Origin of the sequence: Rhizobium laguerreae (genome assembly GCF_002008165.1) — a bacterium.
Classification (GTDB): domain Bacteria; phylum Pseudomonadota; class Alphaproteobacteria; order Rhizobiales; family Rhizobiaceae; genus Rhizobium; species Rhizobium laguerreae.
Genome location: NZ_MRDM01000014.1, coordinates 725,122 through 740,170, shown reverse-complemented (window position 1 = coordinate 740,170; position 15,049 = coordinate 725,122). Strand labels below are relative to the sequence as shown.

The window sequence follows — 15,049 nt, the reverse complement described above, 5'->3', positions numbered from 1 at the left end:
ATGGTCGAGATGACAGGAAATGCGTCCGCCGGCGAGATGGTGGAAAAAGACACAGGCAAGGAACATAATCACGGCGTCTCGTTTGGCGAGGCTTTCCGGGTCTGGCTGCGGATCGCTGCATTGAGTTTCGGCGGCCCGGCCGGCCAGATTGCCGTCATGCACCGCATCATCGTCGACGAGAAGCGATGGATCGGTGAGCATCGTTTCCTGCACGCGCTGAACTATTGCATGCTGCTTCCCGGCCCCGAGGCGCAGCAGCTCGCCATCTATATCGGCTGGTTGATGCACCGGACTGTGGGTGGTCTCGTTGCCGGCATTCTGTTCGTGCTGCCGGGATTTCTGTCGATTCTCGGTCTCAGCTACATCTATGCCGCCTTTGGCAACGTCGCCATCGTCGCCGGCCTATTCTTCGGGCTGAAGGCGGCGGTGCTCGCTGTCGTCGTGCAGGCCGTCATTCGCATCGGCAGCCGCGCGCTCAAGAATCGCGTCATGGTCAGTATCGCGGCCGCGGCCTTCATCGCCATCTTCTTTCTCCATGTCCCGTTCCCGCTGATCGTACTTGCCGCCGGCATTATCGGTTTTTTCGGCGGCCGGGCCGGGATCGCCGCCTTCAGGACTGGTGGCGGACACAAGGCGGGCAGCGGGGCGGTGTTGTCGGATGCCGATTCAGTGCTGGGCGAGGACATACCGGCGCATGCTCGTCCAAACCTCGCTTGGTCGTTGCGCATGTCGAGCGTGTTGCTTGCCCTCTGGCTCGTCCCGGTCGCCGGGCTCTATGCATTCGTCGGGCCGGACAGCGTCTTTGCCGAAATCGGTCTGTTCTTCAGCAAGATGGCCGTCGTCACCTTCGGCGGGGCCTATGCCGTGCTTGCCTATGTCGCACAGGAGGCCGTGCAGCATTTCGGCTGGCTGAAACCCGGCGAGATGCTAGATGGTCTCGGCATGGCCGAGACGACGCCGGGACCGCTGATCATGGTCGTGCAGTTCGTCGGCTTCATGGGCGCCTACCGCGATCCCGGATCGCTGGATCCCATGTTAGCCGCCACGCTGGCGGCGATGCTGACGACGTGGGTCACCTTCGTGCCCTGTTTTCTCTGGATCTTCCTCGGTGCGCCGTTCATCGAAAAACTGCGCGGCAACATCGCGCTCGCCGGCGCGATGTCGGCCATAACAGCGGCGGTGGTTGGGGTCATCCTCAACCTCGCGATCTGGTTTGCCCTGCACACGCTGTTTGCCGAGGTTGCGACCGTCCAGCTTGGCGGCTTGCGGCTCGATATTCCCGTGCTGCAATCGGCCGTGCCGGCGGCAATGGCGCTGTCTGCCGCCGCGGCGATAGCAATCTTCCGCTTCAAGGCTTCCGTGATCGCGACGCTGCTAGCCTGCGCAGCCGCGGGAATGCTCTGGACGCTGGCGGTGAACTAGAGCATTTCCGGCTTTAGGCCTCCGCCCCATCCATGGAAATGCGCGTCGCGAGCATCTTGTCGATGCGCATGCCGTCCATGTCGAGCACCTCGAAGCGCCAGTTGTCGAAGACAAAGGTTTCGCCAGCTTCGGGGATGTGCTGAAGTTGATGCAGCGCGAAGCCCGCCAGCGTATGGAAATCGGCATCCGGACGATCGCGCAGGCCTAGCCGTTCGAAGGCGTCGAAGGCCGGCATCATCGCATCGATCAACAGCGACCCGTCTTCCCTGACGACGATATCGGGCTCTTCGTTGGACCCCGGCAGATCGCCGGCGATGGCTTCGAGCAGGTCTGTCTGGGTGACGATGCCTTCGAGACTGCCATATTCGTCGATGACGATCGCGAGGCGAACGGGTGAGGCCTTGAAACTGTCGAGCACGCGGACGACCGAGGTGCCCTCATGCAGCACCAGCGGTTGCTTGATCACCTCCATCGGCCGGACCTTGCCGCCGTCGAGAACCTGATCGAGAAGGTCCTTCTTCAACACCATGCCGATTGGCTCGTCGATCGAGCCCCTGGCGACCAGCAATTGTTCGTGGCTGCATTCGCGGATGGTCTTCAGGATTTCAGCCTCGCTGTCGTCGGCGTCGAACCATTCGATATCGAGACGCGGCGTCATGATGTCGGAGATCGGCCTGTCGCCGATGTTGAAAACCCGCTCGACGAGCTGCTGCTGCACCTGGTTGAGAAGGCCGGCCTCCTGGCTCTCGGCAACGAGCAGCTTGAGCTCCTGCGGCGAATGGAACGACGATTCCCCGGTTCCGGCGCGAAGACCGACGCCTCGCAGCACCATGTTGCCCATGCCGTTCAGGACAAAGATCGCCGGCTTGAACAGCACCAGGAACAGACCGAGCGGGCGCACCACGGCAAGCGAAGTGGCCTCGCTGCGCTGAAGTGCCAGGCTCTTCGGCGCGAGCTCGCCGAGCACGATATGCAGCGCCGTGATGATGACGAAGGCGATGACGACGGCAACAGTATGCGCGCCCGCCGTCGCCCATTGCCCGGGCAGCCAGGACAGCAGCGGCTCGATCAGGTGGGCAAGCGCCGGTTCTCCAACCCAGCCGAGGGCGAGCGACGAGATGGTGATGCCGAGCTGGGTGGCTGCAAGGTTGGAGTCGAGATTGTCGACGGCGCGCTGAAGTGCCGAGGCGTTCATGCGGCCTGCCGCAGCGAGTTCGGCGACGCGGCTACGCCTGACCGACACCAGGGCGAATTCGGCGGCAACGAAGAAGCCATTGGCGGCGACAAGAAGAAACACGGCTAGTATCCCAACATAGTCGGAGAGCCCGCCGGCGGAATCGGACATGTTTTCCCTGCCTTCGAATTGATGGGAATCCGAAACTACACGCTCGCACACCGGTGGCAAGGCGTTCCGGCTAGTCCTGGGGCGAGAGATGCCGAAGCCGGGCTGCGTAATCGGAAATACTGCGTCGGTTTGCTATGCTGGCCGCAAAATGCGTGGCAAACCGCATGACCGGGATCATACGTGCGGTTCATCGATGCGAAGCGTAAAACGCGTGGTGAACCGCATTACCGACGTCGCCTCGTTCACCTCTTGGGCGCTTCGAAGAGTTCGATCGGGTTTCCGGCCGGATCATCGAGCAGGATCTGCTTGCCGCCGATGCCCTGCACGATCTCGTTGCGGAAGCGCGCACCGGCTTGGCGCAGTGCGGTGACTTTCGCCTCCAGATCTCCGACCTCGATCTGGATACGATTCCATCCGCCAGGCTCCGGTTTTCGCCCGTCGGGCATTGCTTGAGATGCTCCGCCCGGTCCCGTCATACCGCTGACGAACAGACGAAACCCGTCCCTGGTCAGGATGGCGAAACTCGGTGCGGGACGAAGCGCGACGGAGAAGCCGAGATGTCTCGTGTAGAATTCCACCGCGGCGTCGACGTCGTCGACGATATAGCGCATGCTGATACCGGGCATGTTTTCCTCCATTGTTGTCTTGGTCTGATCGTCCCCTCACCAGATATGCAGAATTCTCCTGTGCCCAAGATACGTCGCTTCGAAACTCGATTATGCGCCCGTTTCAAGTTTTTTTTAGCATCTCGTTATGCCAAATCGCTGAGCACCTGCCGCCGCCAGCAGCAGGACATCCCTCCACGACGGCGCCTTCCAGGCGATGAGCACTGGCGGCGTCGCCCAACCTCATCCTCAGATGCTCCGCAAATATCTTTTCTTCCGTCATGCTTTGAGGTGCTGCCAAAGGACGAAACTGGCCGGCGGCGCCGATGCCTCGTCTATGGCGACGAAATATTCGTCACAGTGCATAAGTTTAATCTAAAATATAAACGTCTTCCCCTAGCTATTGGATTTCATTACAAAAGTTTAATTTTTATTTCAGTTTCGGTTCATCTTTTCGGCCCTAGTTTGGTCTCGTGCCCAACATGAGGAACCCCACATGAAAAAGATTTTTGCAGCTCTTCTTTCCGCTTCCTTCCTTCTTGCCCCGATGGTTGTTTCCCAGGCCAGCGCCGACGATTATCGCCGTCCGCCTGTCGTCGTGCAGAAGAAGGTGGTCGTCAAGAAGACGGTCGTCCGGTCGCATTGGAAAAAGGGATACCGCGTCAATGCCAGCGAGCGTCGCCGGTTCTCCGATGTCAACGACTACCGCCGCTACCGTCTCGCGCCTCCGCCGCGCGGGTATCGCTGGGTGCGGGCCGATAACGATTACCTGCTGATCGGCGTCACCAGCGGCGTCATCTCCAGCATTATTGCCGGTCGCTGATCGGCGGATGGATGAGAAGAGGGCGGCTTCGGCCGCCCTCTTCGTTTGCCGGCAGGCGAATCTCGTCAGGAGGGCGTCCTGAATGGAACTATGCGTTCGGCGAGGCTTCGGAACAGGCCGCCGGATCGTCGTTGCCGATCGGACCGTTCGCCTGTTGCCTCGACGGTTTCGGGATGAAGCCCTTCGATCGGCGGCAGCGGTTCGCATTCGGTACAGACGCAAAGAGTGCGTTTGATTGCCTTCGCCGTCATGCCGCCTGCCTGTTCCAGCTGGCAAAAGGATCGGGCAGGTTGCGCCAGCGCTCCGGCGCAAACACCGTGCTGTCGACCAGACAGGCGTCGAGTTCCTTCCTGATCCAGGCTTCGTCCATCGGATCGGCGCCGATGAAGACGATTTCCTGGCGCCGGTCGCCCCAGACGGGGTCGAGATAGGGGCCGATGGCGCGCATGAAGGCCGGCTCCTCAGGCCATTGTTCGCGGGGTAGGGCCGCCCACCAGAGACCCATCTTGCCGGTGCGCACGATCGCGCCCGCCTGGCTGATCTCGCCGACATGGTGCGGGCGCGTCGCCAGCCAGAAGAAGCCCTTGGCGCGCACCACGCCTGGCCAAGTCCGATCGAGGAAGGCCTGCAGCTTTGCCGGATGGAAGGGCCGCTTCTCGCGATAGACGAAGGAGCGAATGCCATATTCCTCGGTCTCCGGCACGTGATCGCGGAAACCGTGCAGTTCCTTGTACCAGAGCGGATGGGTTTCGGCCTTGTCGATATCGAAGCGGCCAGTGCCGAGCACGTCTTTCAGGACGATCTTGCCGAAATCCGCCTCGATCAGCTTCGCATCCGGGTTGAGGCCGGTGATGATCTTGCGCGCGGCGTCGCGCTCTTCCTTGGTTGCCGTGCCGATCTTGTTCAGCACCACGACGTCGGCGAATTCGATCTGTTCGACCAGCAGGTCGACGATGGTTCTGTTGTCGCCGTCGCCGGCCGTTTCTCCGCGGTCGGCGAGGAAATCGGCCGAGGCATAATCGGCAAGAAGATTGGCGGCGTCGACGACGGTTACCATGGTGTCGAGCCTTGCGACGTCGGAAAGGCTTTGGCCATTCTCGTCGCGAAATTCGAAGGTGGTGGCAACGGGCAGGGGCTCAGCGATGCCGGTCGATTCGATCAAGAGGTAGTCGAAGCGGCCCTGATCGGCGAGCTGGCGCACCTCCTTCAGCAGATCGTCGCGCAGCGTGCAGCAGATGCAGCCATTGGTCATCTCGACGAGCTGTTCCTCGGTGCGGGAGAGATTGGCGCCGCCGTCGCGCACCAGGGCGGCATCGATATTCACCTCGCTCATGTCGTTGACGATAACCGCGACGCGTAAGCCTTCGCGATTGCTCAGCACGTGGTTGAGCAGCGTCGTCTTGCCGGCGCCGAGGAAGCCTGAAAGCACCGTAACGGGAAGTCTGTTGTTCATGGAAACCTCATCACAGTCTTAATGTTATATCATTACATTTGGGGAGCCGAAAAAAGGCGGAACGGGGTTGTCCGCCTTTCCGCCTCAGCTCTCCGTGGAGCGTCGCGTGTCCGGCAGGACGCGCGGAGCGGCGCATGAGAGTCATGCGCCGGAGAGGCAGTCCTTCATGTTGTTGGCGATGCCGCGCATGAGGTTGAAGTAGAGATCGGGACCGGCCTTCAGTGTTGCCGCTTCGGGATCAAGCACGCCTGACTTGGCGCGCGTGCCTTCGATGACGACATTGACGAGGCGCGGCTCGAACTGCGGTTCGGCAAAGACGCAGGTGGCGCCGAGTTCGCCGACCTTGCGGTGGATTTCCGAGACGCGCTCGGCGCCGGGAATGGTTTCCGGGCTGACGGTGATCGAGCCGGAGACGCGGATGCCGTAGCGGTGCTCGAAATACTGGTAGGCGTCGTGGAAGACGATGAAGGGCTTGTCCTTGACGGGAGCGACCATGCCCTTGATCTCGGTATCGAGCGCATCCAGCTTGTCGTCCAGCGCCTTGGCGTTGCCCTGATAGGTCAGAGCATTGGCAGGATCAGCGGCGACCAGTGTCGTGGTGATCATGGCCGCCATGGCCTTGGCATTCATCGGGTCGAGCCAGAGATGTGTGTCGAAGGCGCCGTGGTCGTGGTCATGGTCGTCGTCGTGGTCACTGGCGTGCCCGGAATCAGCATCATGTGCGGCGTCAGCCTTATCATGCTCGTGACCGGAAGCACTTTCGTGCTCCGGGGCGTCATCATGCGGCTCGAAGGCGCCGCCTTCGCGGAAGGGCAGCTTGACGAGACCAGGCGCGTCGTCGAGGGCCGCGATGTTGGCATCCCGGCCCAACGCCTGCAGCGGCTTTTCGAGGAAGGCCTCGAGGCCGGGGCCGACCCAGAAGATCACCTTGGCGTCCTGCAGGGCGCGGGCATTCGATGGCTTTAGATTGTAGGTATGCGGAGAGGCGGCGCCATCGACGATCAATTCGGGTTCGCTGACACCCTGCATGATCGCTGAAACCAGCGAATGGATCGGCTTGATCGAGGTGACGACGACGGGTGCATCGGCTGCCTGCATCGTGCCGGAAAAGAGCAGGGTGGGGATCGCCAGGACCGGGATTGCGAGGGCCGGCATTCTGAGGGCCGAGATTTTGAGGGCAGGCCCCAAGGCGCGTTTCATCAATATGCTCCGCTTGAATTGCAGTTGTTATGTTATTACATCAATTGCGTTATGCTATAACGTGTGCAATAGCAGGACGCAACAGCACTTTCGGAAAATTTGATGCTCTCTCCCGCAAAGACCCCCGCTGGTATCAGGGCCGAACCGCTGGTTTCCCTTGAAGATGTCGGCATTCTGCGCAACGGCCGCTGGCTGGTGCGCGGTGTCGATTTTTCCGTCTCGCGCGGCGAGATCGTCACGCTGATCGGCCCGAACGGCTCGGGCAAGTCGACCAGCGCCAAGGCGGCGATCGGTGTGTTGAAGCCTGATGAGGGCAGGGTGGAGCGCAAAGCCGGCCTCAAGGTCGGCTATGTCCCGCAGAAGCTCACGATCGACTGGACACTGCCGCTTTCGGTACGCCGGCTGATGACGCTGACAGGACCGCTGCCTGAGTGCGATATGCTCTCGGCGCTCGAATCCGCCGGCATCGCCCATATGCTCGATGCCGAGGTCCAGCACCTCTCCGGCGGCGAATTCCAGCGGGCGCTGATGGCCCGGGCGATTGCCCGCAAGCCCGATCTGCTGGTCCTCGACGAGCCGGTGCAGGGGGTCGATTTTTCCGGCGAGATCGCCCTCTACGACCTCATCAAGTCGATCCGCAATGCGACGGGCTGCGGCATCCTGCTGATCTCGCACGACCTGCATGTCGTCATGGCCGAAACCGACACGGTCATTTGCCTCAACGGACATGTCTGCTGCCGTGGCACGCCTGAATCCGTCAGCCGCAGCCCGGAATATGTGCGCCTGTTCGGCAGCCGGGCGGCGCAGACGCTGGCCGTCTACAGCCATCACCATGATCATACGCACTTGCCGGACGGCCGGGTGCAACATGCCGACGGCTCCGTCACCGATCATTGCCACCCCGACGACGGCCATCACGCGCATGAGCATGGGCATGCCGGTCATGAACATGGTCACGATCATCCTGACCATGCCCATCCGCATGCGCATGAAGCGGGAGAGCGCCATGCTTGACGATTTCTTCGTGCGCGCCATCCTTGCCGGCGTCGGTCTGGCGCTGACGACGGGGCCGCTCGGCTGCTTCATCATCTGGCGGCGCATGGCCTATTTCGGCGATACGATCGCCCATTCGGCGCTGCTCGGCGTCGCACTGTCACTGCTTTTCGAACTCAACCTGACACTGGCTGTCTTCGCCGTCGCCGCCCTCGTGTCGGTGCTGCTGCTCTTCCTGCAGAAGCGCCAGGCGCTGTCGGCCGATGCGCTGCTCGGCATCCTCTCGCATGGGACACTGGCGATCGGCCTCGTCATGGTCGCCTTCATGAGCTGGGTGCGGATCGATCTCATCGCCTTCCTGTTCGGCGATATTCTTGCCGTTTCCACCACCGACATCGCACTGATCTGGGGCGGCGGGCTGTTCGTGCTCGTGGCAATGGCCTGGCTCTGGCGACCGCTCTTGGCTGCGACCGTCAATGCCGAGCTCGCCGAGGCCGAGGGGCTGAAGCCGGAGCGGGCGCGGCTGTTCTTCATGCTGCTGATGGCCGTCGTCATTGCCATTGCTATGAAGATCGTCGGCATCATGCTGATCACCTCGCTGCTGATCATACCGGCGGCTGCGGCGCGGCGCTTCTCGCCGACGCCGGAGATCATGGCAGTGCTCGCCTCGCTGATCGGGGCGGCGGCCGTCGTTGGCGGTCTGTTCGGCTCGCTCACCTACGATACGCCCTCCGGCCCCTCGATCGTGGTCGCGGCGCTGATCCTCTTCATGCTCAGCCTGCTTCCCGTCAGGCGACACCGCGCGGTCATGCAAGGACAAGGCTCATGACGACACCGCAATTGACCAAGAACCAGTCGCTGGTCTTCGATGTGCTTGAAAAGGCCGAAGGGCCGCTCAGCGCCTATACCATTCTCGACAAGCTGCGCGACCACGGTTTTCGCGCGCCCCTGCAGGTCTACCGGGCGCTGGAGAAGCTGCTCGAATATGGCGTGGTGCATCGGCTCGAAAGCATCAACTCCTTCGTCGCCTGCGCCCATCCGGGCGACGACTGCCACAGTCACGGCATCGTCGCCTTCGCCATTTGCGAAAGCTGCGGCCAGGTGACGGAGTTCCACGACCACGAGGTTGACCACCGACTGATGGAATGGGTGCGCGGGCAGAAGTTCAAGCCTGAGAAGACGACGATCGAGATCCGTGGCTTGTGCGAGGCCTGCGCGGCGTAGGCTTCGTGGTCGCTGGACGATCGCCTCGCGCTCACTAAAGGGGTCGTCGTCATCAAAGTCGCGGGCGCGGATTTGGTCGTTCCCCCTTTTCGCCGGCTTCTTTGCATTCTTACGGTATCGTATTCCGTTTTCACGGATGCCGCTCGGCGTCGACGGCCATATCTGTTGGGACATGAGCTGCCAAGGTGCTCGCTGGAAGCGATGCTATAGCCCACATGGGCGACCGCGATGGCTGAGCCCGCAGGGGTCCCGGACTGTATTAGACGCCCATTGATACACAAAGCGGCGATCAAAAAGGTGAGGCCGGTTACCCGGCCTCACGTCCATTTTCATGTCGCCGATCAAGTTAGTTCGGTTTAGATTCCGACCCGCCCTTGCCCGAACCGTTATTGCCACCGTTGTCGCCGCCGCCGCCATTGTCGCCGCCATGGCCGCCACCGTTGCCGCCGCCATTGTCGCCGCCATGGCCGCCACCGTTGCCGCCGCCATTGTCGCCACCATTGCCGCCGCCGTTGCCGCCACCATTGCCGCCGCCGTTGCCGCCACCGTTGCCGCCGCCATGGCCGCCACCATGGCCGCCGCCGTTGCCGCCACCATTGCCGCCGCCATTGCCGCCGCCGTTGCCGCCGCCATGGCCGCCGCCATGGCCGCCGCCGTTGCCGCCGCCATGGCCGCCGCCATGGCCGCCGCCGTTGCCGCCGCCATGGCCGCCGCCATGGCCGCCGCCGTTGCCGCCGCCATGGCCGCCGCCATGGCCGCCGCCGTTGCCGCCGCCATGGCCGCCGCCATGGCCGCCGCCGTTGCCGCCGCCATTGCCGCCGCCATTGCCGCCGCCGTTGTCGCCACCGTTGCCGCCGCCGTTGTCGCCACCGTTGCCGCCGCCGTTGTCGCCACCATTGCCGCCACCGTTGCCGCCGCCGCTATTCCCGTTGCTGGCGACGGAGCCGGTGCTGGACGTCTTCTGGCTGCCGCCAATGTCTCGGCTGCCGCGATCCTTATCGTTCGGACTAAACTTGTTATCGGCACGAATTGCTTTGGTCGGCATGCATAGTCTGTATTCGAGTGTGCCGCGAACTGCGGCCTTGCAATTAACGACTGCCGGGGCTGCCGTTGCCAAGCTGCTGCTTGCCAGAAGGGAAGCAACGGCGATGCTGAATTTCGCGGCTCTGCTGATCATTTCAATCGTCTCCCAAGGTTAACTAAATGTTAACTGGGAGAACTCTTACACTAACGATCAATTAACATGAAGAATAGATAATGGTTAATCTGTCTCATTCATCAAATAGAGTTAAAATCGCAAGTATAAAATTTTACTAAATTTTTATTAAGCCTATGTTATCGTCTCGCAACAACTAAAGGGAATCGGCTATGAAGTGCGTCTTTTCGCTCGCTGCCTTTTTATTCATTCTTCTGCAATTTCAAGCTGTTGCGGGATCATCACTTCCTGTGACGCGAAGCATCGGCGCACCCGTGGGATTCGCCGCAGCCTGCGCCAAGTACAAGTGGCTGTGCGGCAGGATGGCGGCGCAACAGCTGAATGATCAGACAGGAATAGCGCTTCTTCAAAAGGTCAATCGCGCCGTAAATGGACGTATCATTCCCGCGGAAGATCGCCCGTCTTCCCGAAATAAGGATATTTGGTCTCTGCCGGTTGCCGGCCGTGGCGACTGTGAGGACTACGCTCTTCAGAAGATGAAGGACCTGATCGAAGCTGGTTTTCCATCGAACAGGTTGGCGCTTTCCGTGGTGATTGGACCGCAGGATCAAAACCACGTCGTTCTCATTGCCCGGACGGACGGCGGCGATTATGTGCTCGATAATCTGACCAGCGCGGTGAGGCTCTGGCGCACCACAGGCTATACGTTTCTGGCCACCCAAGATTTCCAATCGCGAACGGGCTGGCGCGTGACGCTTGCTGGTCCCCGTGCAGGCGAGTTCTCTTGAACTGAAACTCTCGAGGCGGCGCGTTCGCTGCTGGCAAGTGCTGATCCCGGCGCTATCTTTGCCTGAGAAACCAAGCCGGGGGCGATCGCGTGACGAAAACCGAACTCGCGGAGATATACCGCGGCTACATCGCCTGCCTGAACAGGCAGGACTGGCACAATCTCGGGCAGTTCGTCGGCGACGATGCGGTTCATAACGGCCGGCGGCTCGGGCTGCCGGGTTATGTCGGCATGCTCGAGCAGGACTTCGATGAGATTCCCGATCTCTATTTCAAGGTGCTGATGCTGCTTTGCGATCCCCCATACATCGCCTGCCGGCTCGGCTTCGATTGCAGGCCAAAGGCAAAATTCCTCGGCCTCGATGTGAACGGCAGGCGCCTTTCCTTCACCGAGAACGTCATCTACGAATTTCGCGGCGGCAAGATCGTCGAGGTCTGGTCGGTCATCGATAAGTCGGCGATCGAAGCCCGGCTTGCGGGCTCGAATTGACGGCGCGGACGGTTTCCGGTCTGCGTCGATCAGATGATGGCGACGCGCTCGCCGAAGGGTGTGTCGTCGTCGAAATTCCGGGTGCCGATCCGATCGCTTTCACCTGACAAGACCGGCTGTTCCGCCTGTTCGCCGGCCTCTTCCCCGTCGTCCGATGCCGCATGCCCGTGCCGCTTTTGCGGATGCTCCTCGTTTTCGACGATCAGATCCGCGTGCGGGATGAGACCTTTTGCGGCCTTCTTCGCTGCCAGCTGATCGGCCGTGATCTGCGACTGGCGGGCGGCGACCCAGGCATTGTCTGGTTCGGAGCCGATCGAGGTGCTGGTGCCGACCTTGGTGGGTTCGGACGCGGCGGTGGCGGAGATGGGGTTGATCGCGTCGACCATGATGCTCTCCTGCTGGAACAGGATCATTTTAGGTCCTGTCGGCCTAAAGCCTGAATCCTGTTCTAAATTAAAGAGTTAGGGCACGATGCCATCCGAAAACTGCTCACACTTTTCGGCATCATGCTCATGGCGAACCGGCAAACCAGCCGCCCGCTTCCGGGGATGAAAACGGCGCGGTCTTCGGGCCAATCAGGGAGACTTATCGAGCCCGCGCCGAAAAACACGAGGGGACATTGACGTGACCGCCACCTCGGACCATGACGAAATCGGTAGCAGGTTGCGGGAAATTCGACGAAGAATTGTGCGCACTAGGGGGGCTCGGCGCGTGCTTAATGTAAGAATCGGAAACACTTTGTGACTAAGTGTCTCCAAAAGCTGCGTTTTTTGACTTGCTGCGCGCGAAGACATGTCGGATATTGTTTAAACGTTGAGGAAGCCGTCATGATTAGAATGATTGAAAACCCTGCCGAACTGGCTGGCGAAGATATCACCGGCAAATATATTCTCCGGAGGCTGAACTATCACTGGTTCGCCTACGGCAAGGCGGCTATCGTGACCGCCTGCAAGGGAACGATCCTGCAGCTCGAGCGGGAAGAGACGGTCTATTCCGAGCGTTGGGGACGTCGCGCCTATACGGGCGCCGGCAGGCGTTATCCCGGCGGCATCTGTCCGATTTCTGCGGTCGCCTGCGTTTGCGATACGCCTGATGACGTCAATGCCGTCATTCAGCTGGATGTCGAAGCGCAGGACGAATTCTATCAGCTGATCGCCAAGGCCGAGGCCAGGGTTCAGGCTCTTGCCTCATCCTCACGAAACACCCAGTTTCTCGAAGCCGCCGAGTAAGGCGATTTTTTTTATGAAATCCGCCATGCGCAGCATCCTTCTGCGCGTCCAAGAGGACGCTGGGCGCCGTAATGGAACGGAGAGCGATCATGACGCAGCGGGACACTCGGCCCGGTCACTCATTCGCCGCGGCGCCGTCGCTCGGATCGCTCGCCATCACCATTGCCGTGATGTTTGTAGCGCTGTTCTGGCCGGCCGGCACGCTCGACTGGCCGCGCGGCTGGATTTTTCTCGGCCTGTTCCTTGTGCTGACTGCTGTCGCAATCATCTGGATCTGGCGGACGAATCCGGAGTTGTTTGCGGCGCGCAGCCGATACCAGAAGGGTACCAAATCCTGGGACGCCGTGGTGGCGACGCTGACGATCATTCTCTTTGCTGCCATTCTTCCGGTCGGCGCATTCGATGACGGACGTTTCCACTGGGCGCCGCAGCCCGATTGGGTCGTCTTTATCGGCTATCTCCTGATGACATCAGGTTATCTCGGCCTGACCTGGGCGCAATCGGTCAACCGGCATTTCGAGCCGACGGTGCGCATTCAGACCAACCGCGACCACAAGGTGATCGACACCGGACCCTACGCCGTAATCCGCCATCCCGGATACGCAACCGCCATCGTGCTCAGCGCCGGCATGGCGCTGTCGCTTGGATCGCTCTACGCGCTGATCCCCGCCGGCCTGCTCGTCGTCGTCCTGTTCGGCCGCACGCTCGGCGAGGAAGCCGAACTGCGCAAGGGCCTCGAAGGTTATGCGGAGTACATGGAGCGTGTGCGGTGGCGCTGGATTCCGGGAGTCTGGTGAGCGGAGAGGGTGCTTCGCCACCCGCCGCCGACTTATCCGATCACCCGATCTGCCTGAGATCCCTGGCGAAGCGTTGCCAGTTGGCGACGTAGTTTTCTGCCGAGCGGCGGATGCCCTCGACCGCCGCTTCGTCGAGCTGGCGCACGACCCGCGCCGGTGCCCCGACGATCAGCGAGTTGTCGGGGAATTGCTTGCCTTCGGTCACCAGAGCATTGGCGCCGACGAGGCAGTTGTTGCCGATCTTCGCACCATTCAGGATGGTGGCGCCCATGCCGATCAGCACGTTGTTGCCGATGGTGCAGCCGTGGAGGATGGCGTGGTGGCCGATGGTGCAGCCTTTGCCTGTTGTCAGCGGGAAGCCCATATCCGTATGGGCCATCACGCCTTCCTGGATGTTCGTGCCTTCGCCGACGGTGATCGGCTCGTTGTCGCCGCGTAGCACGGCGCCGAACCAGATGCCGACATTCTCCCCGAGTTCGATCTGGCCGATGATGTTGGCATCCGGTGCAATCCAATAGAGGCCGGCGGCGGGCAGTTTCGGCGTCGATCCGCCAAGCGCGTAGACGGGCATTACTCTCTCCTCAGACGACCTCGACCGATAGGGTGGCGACGCCGTCGATGCCGCAGTTGATACTATCGCCCCTGGCTACGGCGCCGACGCCGGCGGGTGTGCCGGTCATGATGATATCGCCGGCTGCGAGAGTGAAGAGCTTCGACAGTTCGGCGATGATCTCCGGCACCTTCCAGATCATCTGGTTGAGATCGCCGTCCTGCACGCGCTTGCCGTTCTGTTCCAGCCAAATCTTCGCCTGCGCGGGGTGGCCGAGGCTGCTTGCCGGAACGATTGGGGAGATAGGGGCGGAATGTTCGAAGGCCTTGCCGATCTCCCAGGGACGACCAAGCTTCTTTGCCTCGCCCTGGAGGTCGCGGCGGGTGAAGTCGATGCCGACGGCATAGCCATAGACGCAGTCGAGCGCGTCCGCGGCCTCGATGTTTGCGCCGCCTGATTTCAGCGCCAGCACGCATTCGACCTCGTAATGCACATCTGATGACAGCGACGGATAGGGAAAGGCATTGCCAGCCGGCAGCAGGTTGTCGGCATTCTTCTGGAAGAAGAAGGGCGGTTCGCGGCTGGGATCATGGCCCATCTCGATCGCATGGTCGGCATAGTTGCGCCCGACGCAATAGACGCGGCGCACCGGAAAACGCTCGGCGCTGCTTTCGACCGGCAACAACACCGGTTGCGGAAGCGGGATGACGGTGGCGGGATCGGACATTGGCGGGCTCTTCCTGTTTCGAGTCTTGATGCATCTTAGACGCAAAACATCGCGCCGGGAAAGCCGTCCTTGGCGTCCGGCTCGGTGCATTGACGGTATCGCGGCTGCGCGTTAACCTTAGCCATGAGCAGGATTTTTACAGTTTCGACGACGTCTACGACCACCGCGCCGCGGTGGGTGGTAGACGCGTGAACTGAATTCCGTTCATTGCTGCTGAAACCAACCCGCCGAAAACGAGCGGGTTTTTTG

At 61.3% G+C, this 15,049-nt stretch carries 18 protein-coding genes; 10 read left to right on the top strand and 8 right to left on the bottom strand.

Going from position 1 to position 15,049, the window contains the following annotated elements; genetic code table 11:
* Window positions 1-1,422, top strand: a complete 1,422-nt coding sequence (gene chrA / locus BS630_RS19475) for a chromate efflux transporter (protein ID WP_077978697.1) — start codon at window positions 1-3, stop codon at window positions 1,420-1,422.
* A gap of 13 nt (window positions 1,423-1,435) precedes the next feature.
* Here the strand turns inward: chrA and BS630_RS19470 are convergent, their stop codons facing one another.
* Together BS630_RS19470 and BS630_RS19465 are read right to left on the bottom strand one after the other, a co-directional pair.
* Window positions 1,436-2,767, bottom strand: coding sequence for a hemolysin family protein (locus BS630_RS19470; protein WP_077978696.1), 1,332 nt, complete (start codon window positions 2,765-2,767; stop codon window positions 1,436-1,438).
* 242 nt (window positions 2,768-3,009) lie between these two features.
* Window positions 3,010-3,393, bottom strand: a complete 384-nt coding sequence (locus tag BS630_RS19465; protein WP_012758163.1) for a VOC family protein — start codon at window positions 3,391-3,393, stop codon at window positions 3,010-3,012.
* Window positions 3,394-3,868: 475 nt separating this feature from the next.
* Here BS630_RS19465 and BS630_RS19460 point away from each other — a divergent pair, with 475 nt between their 5' ends.
* Entirely contained in the window at window positions 3,869-4,195 is a 327-nt protein-coding gene (locus tag BS630_RS19460; RefSeq protein WP_077978695.1) for an RcnB family protein, read from the top strand.
* A gap of 65 nt (window positions 4,196-4,260) precedes the next feature.
* Here the strand turns inward: BS630_RS19460 and BS630_RS38055 are convergent, their stop codons facing one another.
* The 3 genes from BS630_RS38055 to znuA form a co-directional block, all read right to left on the bottom strand.
* Window positions 4,261-4,446, bottom strand: a complete 186-nt coding sequence (locus tag BS630_RS38055) for a hypothetical protein (RefSeq protein ID WP_077978694.1) — start codon at window positions 4,444-4,446, stop codon at window positions 4,261-4,263.
* Entirely contained in the window at window positions 4,443-5,648 is a 1,206-nt protein-coding gene (gene zigA / locus BS630_RS19450; RefSeq protein ID WP_077978693.1) for a zinc metallochaperone GTPase ZigA, read from the bottom strand. Before zigA ends, BS630_RS38055 begins: the two co-directional genes overlap by 4 nt.
* 141 nt (window positions 5,649-5,789) lie before the next feature.
* A complete protein-coding gene (znuA, locus tag BS630_RS19445; protein ID WP_077978692.1) occupies window positions 5,790-6,848 on the bottom strand; it encodes a zinc ABC transporter substrate-binding protein ZnuA in 1,059 nt (352 codons plus the stop codon).
* Window positions 6,849-6,950: 102 nt separating this feature from the next.
* Between znuA and BS630_RS19440 the strand changes: the two genes are divergently transcribed.
* The 6 genes from BS630_RS19440 (at window position 6,951) to BS630_RS19415 (ending at window position 11,497) form a co-directional block, all read left to right on the top strand.
* Window positions 6,951-7,862: an ATP-binding cassette domain-containing protein gene (locus BS630_RS19440; protein WP_077978691.1), complete on the top strand. Its 912-nt coding sequence runs from the start codon at window positions 6,951-6,953 to the stop codon at window positions 7,860-7,862.
* Window positions 7,855-8,670 (top strand): iron chelate uptake ABC transporter family permease subunit, encoded by an 816-nt coding sequence (locus BS630_RS19435; RefSeq protein WP_077979238.1) that lies wholly within the window; start codon window positions 7,855-7,857, stop codon window positions 8,668-8,670. Before BS630_RS19440 ends, BS630_RS19435 begins: the two co-directional genes overlap by 8 nt.
* A complete protein-coding gene (locus tag BS630_RS19430; protein WP_011652680.1) occupies window positions 8,667-9,065 on the top strand; it encodes a Fur family transcriptional regulator in 399 nt (132 codons plus the stop codon). Before BS630_RS19435 ends, BS630_RS19430 begins: the two co-directional genes overlap by 4 nt.
* 427 nt (window positions 9,066-9,492) lie before the next feature.
* Window positions 9,493-10,116: a hypothetical protein gene (locus BS630_RS37675; protein WP_158081420.1), complete on the top strand. Its 624-nt coding sequence runs from the start codon at window positions 9,493-9,495 to the stop codon at window positions 10,114-10,116.
* A 317-nt stretch (window positions 10,117-10,433) separates the two neighbouring features.
* On the top strand, window positions 10,434-11,009 hold the full coding sequence (locus BS630_RS19420; RefSeq protein WP_077978689.1) for a transglutaminase-like cysteine peptidase: 576 nt from the start codon (window positions 10,434-10,436) through the stop codon (window positions 11,007-11,009).
* Between the two features lie 89 nt (window positions 11,010-11,098).
* A complete protein-coding gene (locus BS630_RS19415) occupies window positions 11,099-11,497 on the top strand; it encodes an ester cyclase (protein WP_077978688.1) in 399 nt (132 codons plus the stop codon).
* A gap of 29 nt (window positions 11,498-11,526) precedes the next feature.
* Here BS630_RS19415 and BS630_RS19410 read toward each other — a convergent pair whose 3' ends face one another.
* The gene (locus tag BS630_RS19410) at window positions 11,527-11,883 is read right to left on the bottom strand and encodes a hypothetical protein (protein WP_077979237.1); all 357 of its coding nucleotides are present in this window, start codon (window positions 11,881-11,883) and stop codon (window positions 11,527-11,529) included.
* 441 nt (window positions 11,884-12,324) lie between these two features.
* Between BS630_RS19410 and BS630_RS19405 the strand changes: the two genes are divergently transcribed.
* Both BS630_RS19405 and BS630_RS19400 read left to right on the top strand, forming a co-directional pair.
* Window positions 12,325-12,726 carry a hypothetical protein gene (locus BS630_RS19405; protein WP_077978687.1) on the top strand — a complete coding sequence of 134 codons (402 nt, stop codon included), beginning with the start codon at window positions 12,325-12,327 and terminating at the stop codon, window positions 12,724-12,726.
* An 89-nt stretch (window positions 12,727-12,815) separates the two neighbouring features.
* Window positions 12,816-13,523, top strand: coding sequence for a methyltransferase family protein (locus BS630_RS19400; RefSeq protein WP_183594419.1), 708 nt, complete (start codon window positions 12,816-12,818; stop codon window positions 13,521-13,523).
* 40 nt (window positions 13,524-13,563) lie between these two features.
* Here BS630_RS19400 and BS630_RS19395 read toward each other — a convergent pair whose 3' ends face one another.
* A complete protein-coding gene (locus BS630_RS19395) occupies window positions 13,564-14,094 on the bottom strand; it encodes a gamma carbonic anhydrase family protein (RefSeq protein WP_077978685.1) in 531 nt (176 codons plus the stop codon).
* Window positions 14,095-14,104: 10 nt separating this feature from the next.
* Window positions 14,105-14,800: a fumarylacetoacetate hydrolase family protein gene (locus tag BS630_RS19390; RefSeq protein ID WP_077978684.1), complete on the bottom strand. Its 696-nt coding sequence runs from the start codon at window positions 14,798-14,800 to the stop codon at window positions 14,105-14,107.
* Between the last annotated feature and the right edge of the window lie 249 nt (window positions 14,801-15,049).

What these genes read in the sequence shown, in the direction of transcription:
- BS630_RS19470 (WP_077978696.1), bottom strand. Translation starts at nt 2,767, where the DNA reads ATGTCCGATTCCGCCGGCGGGCTCTCCGACTATGTTGGGATACTAGCC.
- BS630_RS19410 (WP_077979237.1), bottom strand. Translation starts at nt 11,883, where the DNA reads ATGGTCGACGCGATCAACCCCATCTCCGCCACCGCCGCGTCCGAACCC.
- znuA (WP_077978692.1), bottom strand. Translation starts at nt 6,848, where the DNA reads ATGAAACGCGCCTTGGGGCCTGCCCTCAAAATCTCGGCCCTCAGAATG.
- BS630_RS38055 (WP_077978694.1), bottom strand. Translation starts at nt 4,446, where the DNA reads ATGACGGCGAAGGCAATCAAACGCACTCTTTGCGTCTGTACCGAATGC.
- BS630_RS19405 (WP_077978687.1), top strand. Translation starts at nt 12,325, where the DNA reads ATGATTAGAATGATTGAAAACCCTGCCGAACTGGCTGGCGAAGATATC.
- BS630_RS19430 (WP_011652680.1), top strand. Translation starts at nt 8,667, where the DNA reads ATGACGACACCGCAATTGACCAAGAACCAGTCGCTGGTCTTCGATGTG.
- BS630_RS37675 (WP_158081420.1), top strand. Translation starts at nt 9,493, where the DNA reads ATGGCCGCCACCGTTGCCGCCGCCATTGTCGCCGCCATGGCCGCCACC.
- BS630_RS19420 (WP_077978689.1), top strand. Translation starts at nt 10,434, where the DNA reads ATGAAGTGCGTCTTTTCGCTCGCTGCCTTTTTATTCATTCTTCTGCAA.
- BS630_RS19440 (WP_077978691.1), top strand. Translation starts at nt 6,951, where the DNA reads ATGCTCTCTCCCGCAAAGACCCCCGCTGGTATCAGGGCCGAACCGCTG.
- zigA (WP_077978693.1), bottom strand. Translation starts at nt 5,648, where the DNA reads ATGAACAACAGACTTCCCGTTACGGTGCTTTCAGGCTTCCTCGGCGCC.
- BS630_RS19390 (WP_077978684.1), bottom strand. Translation starts at nt 14,800, where the DNA reads ATGTCCGATCCCGCCACCGTCATCCCGCTTCCGCAACCGGTGTTGTTG.
- BS630_RS19395 (WP_077978685.1), bottom strand. Translation starts at nt 14,094, where the DNA reads ATGCCCGTCTACGCGCTTGGCGGATCGACGCCGAAACTGCCCGCCGCC.
- BS630_RS19400 (WP_183594419.1), top strand. Translation starts at nt 12,816, where the DNA reads ATGACGCAGCGGGACACTCGGCCCGGTCACTCATTCGCCGCGGCGCCG.
- BS630_RS19460 (WP_077978695.1), top strand. Translation starts at nt 3,869, where the DNA reads ATGAAAAAGATTTTTGCAGCTCTTCTTTCCGCTTCCTTCCTTCTTGCC.
- BS630_RS19435 (WP_077979238.1), top strand. Translation starts at nt 7,855, where the DNA reads ATGCTTGACGATTTCTTCGTGCGCGCCATCCTTGCCGGCGTCGGTCTG.
- BS630_RS19465 (WP_012758163.1), bottom strand. Translation starts at nt 3,393, where the DNA reads ATGCCCGGTATCAGCATGCGCTATATCGTCGACGACGTCGACGCCGCG.
- chrA (WP_077978697.1), top strand. Translation starts at nt 1, where the DNA reads ATGGTCGAGATGACAGGAAATGCGTCCGCCGGCGAGATGGTGGAAAAA.